Origin of the sequence: Laspinema sp. D2d, assembly GCF_025370755.1 — a bacterium.
In the GTDB taxonomy this organism is placed as follows: Bacteria; Cyanobacteriota; Cyanobacteriia; order Cyanobacteriales; family Laspinemataceae; genus Laspinema.
The window spans coordinates 1-3,549 of the sequence record NZ_JAMXFC010000075.1 but is presented as its reverse complement, the minus strand read 5'-3'; the positions used below and the strand labels follow the sequence as shown (position 1 = coordinate 3,549).

Below are 3,549 nucleotides of genomic sequence, written 5' to 3'. Positions count from 1 at the left end.
CTTTAATTCTTTTAATTGTTCTTTTTTGTCCTCGTACTCTTGCTTAGGCGGCTTTCCTCCTACGCCTCTACGCATCCCATGCCAACTCATTTTCATTGATTTAAGAACTCTTTTTATAGTTTTTTTGCTGGGGTTAAGATTCCAGGTTTCTTGAATTTTTTGAGAAACTTTTTTTAATGGTTTAGGGTCTGATTCAACCCAAGGGGCAATTTGTTCTTTTTGGTCGTTATTAAAAGTTGACTTTCGACCTCTCCCTGGCTTATTATATAGCCCTACCATTCCCTCGGTTTCCCATCGAGAAATCCAATTATATACAGTTTTGTAACTAATGGAAAAGAATTTTTGAATTTCCTTGATAGTGGTCCCTTGATTCAGTAAGATAAGCGCCTGTGCTCTGGTACGAACTTGATGGTGGCGGCTTTGTCTGTAAATTCGGTCCAAGAGCTTATGAGACAGTTCGTTTATTTCACGTATGAATATCATTTTTTCTGCTTTATGATTTTGACATTTATCTAGATTAGCATATTTTTTAATCAGTGCAATTATTTTTGTCTACCTGCTTAATTATTAATCGCCTCAAAAAAGCCAAGCTTTTTACTTTTCTTCGCCTGAATCGTCTGTACATATTCAATGATGAGTTTCAAGAAGAACTAGGCACAATTTTTAAAGACAGCACAATGGGCTACTGTCCTATCCCACCAGCACAATTGGCCTTAGCCACTATTCTCCAAGCTTATATGGGGATTTCCGACGATGAAGTGATTGAAGAGCTAGTCATGGACCTACGATGGCAATTAGTTCTGAATTGCCTGAACTGCGAAAAACCCCCATTCAGTAAAGCCACTTTAATAAGATTCAGAAGCGCCTTAATTAAAAAAGGCTTTGACCAGCGTTTAATTGACCGTACTGTAGAAATTGCCAAGCTCAAAGGAGGCTTTGGTTCGGCTCAGTTAAGAGCTGCATTAGATTCCTCTCCATTATGGGGTGCAGGTAAAGTTGAAGATACCTATAATCTCTTGGGTCATGCTCTGCGTAAGGTGTTGAGCATAATAGCTGTTCGGCAGGGGTGGGGGCTGGCAGAAATTGCTAATGAAGCGGGAGCAGATTGTGTCAAGAGTTCCAGCTTAAAAGCCGCATTAGATTTAAACTGGGATGACCCAGACGAAAGCCAACAGGCATTATTAACTATACTAAACAGCCTAACTTCTGTAGAAGAATGGATACGACAGCAGCCTAATTCTGATGAAATAAAAGAGGCGCAAGCTCCTCTCCAGGTTGCCCGATTGATTGAATCCCAAAATGTAACAGCAGACTCAATGGGAGTGCCGAAGCTGACCAAAGGGGTTGCTAAGGACCGACGCATTTCTATTCAAGATCCAGATATGCGCCATGGACGAAAAAGCCGCTCTCAAAAAATAGATGGTTATAAACGGCATATTCTTAAAGATTTAGATATAGGGGTGATTCGGGCTGTGGCTGTAACCCGTGCTAATACACCAGAAGCTGCGGCCACTGTTGACTTAGAAGTTGACTTGAAAAGACAAGAGGTTCAGTTAAATGAGCTACATATCGACCGAGCTTATTTATCGAGTCATTGGGTAAAAGAACGCTCTGAACAATTCCAGATATTTTGTAAAGCATGGCCGGTAAGAAACTCAGGACGATTTGATAAAAACGCTTTTGTTTTTGACTGGGATAACCAGGTAATTAGTTGTCCAAATCAAGTTATTATGCCGTTTGAACCCGGTAAGGTCGTTCATTTTCCCAAACCGGAGTGTGCTGCTTGTCCCCTGAGAGAACGCTGTACTACGAGTCAGAATGGCCGCAGCATCTCTATCCATCCCGATGAAGGATTGATGCAGGAATTACGGAGGCGTCAATCTACCTCAAGCGGTCGCGCTTTCCTTAGGGAAAGAACGTCTGTAGAACACTCTCTGGCTCATATCGGACAGTGGCAGGACAAACGTGCCCGTTATATTGGACAGCGCAAAAACCTCTTCGACCTCAGACGAGTGGCTGTTGTCCATAATCTTCATGTCATTGCTCGAATGAATGAGGTTTTACCAGTACAACAGGCCGCACTGTAGTTGAATTAAGCCTGACTGCCTGACATATCTTTTCTAATTGAAGGTATGACAAGGTTTACAAACAATGGAACGAACTCGCTCAAACCAGATGTGGTCATAATAGTGATGCTTGGCTTTGAGGGAGGCAAAACAAGGTTGAGGGTCATTGGGTAACAACGCAACGCAAGGCAGCAAAGTCCGTCCTTTATGAATTACCTCTTGCAGCCAGCGCAGCCCAATTTTGAGATAGCTTATACCACGTCGCCAATGGGGGTCTACCTGTTGTCTGAAGCCAGCAAGCTGCACCGCCATGCCTTGGGAGGTAGCAAACAGCAAGGCAATAGCAGCGACCAGATAAAGGCGTTCAAGGGCGGTAGCAGAACGCAAGCGTGAGTCTTGTAACTCAAAAGCACCCGACTTGCTATCCAAAAATAATTCCTCTACCTGAAACCTCAAGGCATACTGCCAGAGTGTTTGCAAGCTCGCCGGTTCATCAGTGACGACGGCCCAAGATTCTTTAGCTCCCTGTACCGTTGCAAGGACTAAGTTACAGCGATGCTCGCCGTCAAGCCACAAGCCCACATTCTGATAAAGTCGGGCTTCGCCGAGGGGAGGATAAAGCGTCCCAACCTTCAAAGGATAACGTCTTGTGGTGTGGATCAAGACATCACAGGGCAATCGGAGACAGTAATGCCAGTGGCTGCGCCGTAACCATTTCATCAATTCATGATTAGCAAAGCCTCGGTCGGCTAAGAGCATCACATCCTGATGATGCCGTAACAGCCATCGAGCACGGCGCAAAACCGGTTGGTACTCCTCAAAGGCAACGGTGGCACTGCCATGTTCTAGGACTCGCCACAACAAGGGAACCGCCCGTCCACAGCACACTACCGACAGGTGAATCATGCAAAAGCGATCCCACAAAACCGTCGTATCCAAGGCTAAATACAATCGCTGTTGCTTCCATCCACTCAGAGCCGCTAGCACCAACGGTAAGTAAATCGCCATCACGCGAATGCGGTTATTGTCCATAAATCGTTGCCAGCGCCGCTCCGTACTTTGCGCTTTCTGCGCTCGACTCAACACATATGGCTCCCATGCAGCCAGATTCAATTCTCCGCTATAGAGCAAGGCACTCACCATCCATGCCAGCGCTTTTAAGTGGCGCAAATCCCTAACGCGGCTATGTTGACTTAATTGGTTGAATAGTTGACCATACAAATGGGTAGAGGTTCTCATGTGTTTAGGCTGTTGTGTGGTAACTCTAGCCTCTCATGATTCTCTACCCTCTTGGCTAATTTCCTCGTGCTTCTTGGCTTTCACCTACTTCTATCAGGCAGTCAGGAATTAAGCAAGTAGATACACATTTGCTCAGTTTTGTAAAGACTTTTTACTGAACCGACGCCCTAGGCAGAGGAAAATAAGAAATCCACGTCAGCCGAAAGAGGGAAGAGAGCGAAACAGGCCCGATTTATAAAAGAAA

The 3,549-nt window shown here is 44.9% G+C and carries 3 protein-coding genes; 1 reads left to right on the top strand and 2 read right to left on the bottom strand.

Annotated elements, in window-relative coordinates:
* A partial coding sequence (locus tag NG796_RS26170) for a helix-turn-helix domain-containing protein (RefSeq protein WP_261210437.1) occupies positions 1 to 483 on the bottom strand: 483 nt, incomplete at its 3' end.
* A gap of 65 nt (positions 484 to 548) precedes the next feature.
* On the opposite strand from NG796_RS26170, the gene NG796_RS26165 reads away from it, so the two are divergent.
* Positions 549 to 2,087 (top strand): IS1182 family transposase, encoded by a 1,539-nt coding sequence (locus NG796_RS26165; RefSeq protein ID WP_261210435.1) that lies wholly within the window; start codon positions 549 to 551, stop codon positions 2,085 to 2,087.
* Between the two features lie 33 nt (positions 2,088 to 2,120).
* Here NG796_RS26165 and NG796_RS26160 read toward each other — a convergent pair whose 3' ends face one another.
* A complete protein-coding gene (locus NG796_RS26160) occupies positions 2,121 to 3,305 on the bottom strand; it encodes a transposase (protein WP_261210434.1) in 1,185 nt (394 codons plus the stop codon).
* Between the last annotated feature and the right edge of the window lie 244 nt (positions 3,306 to 3,549).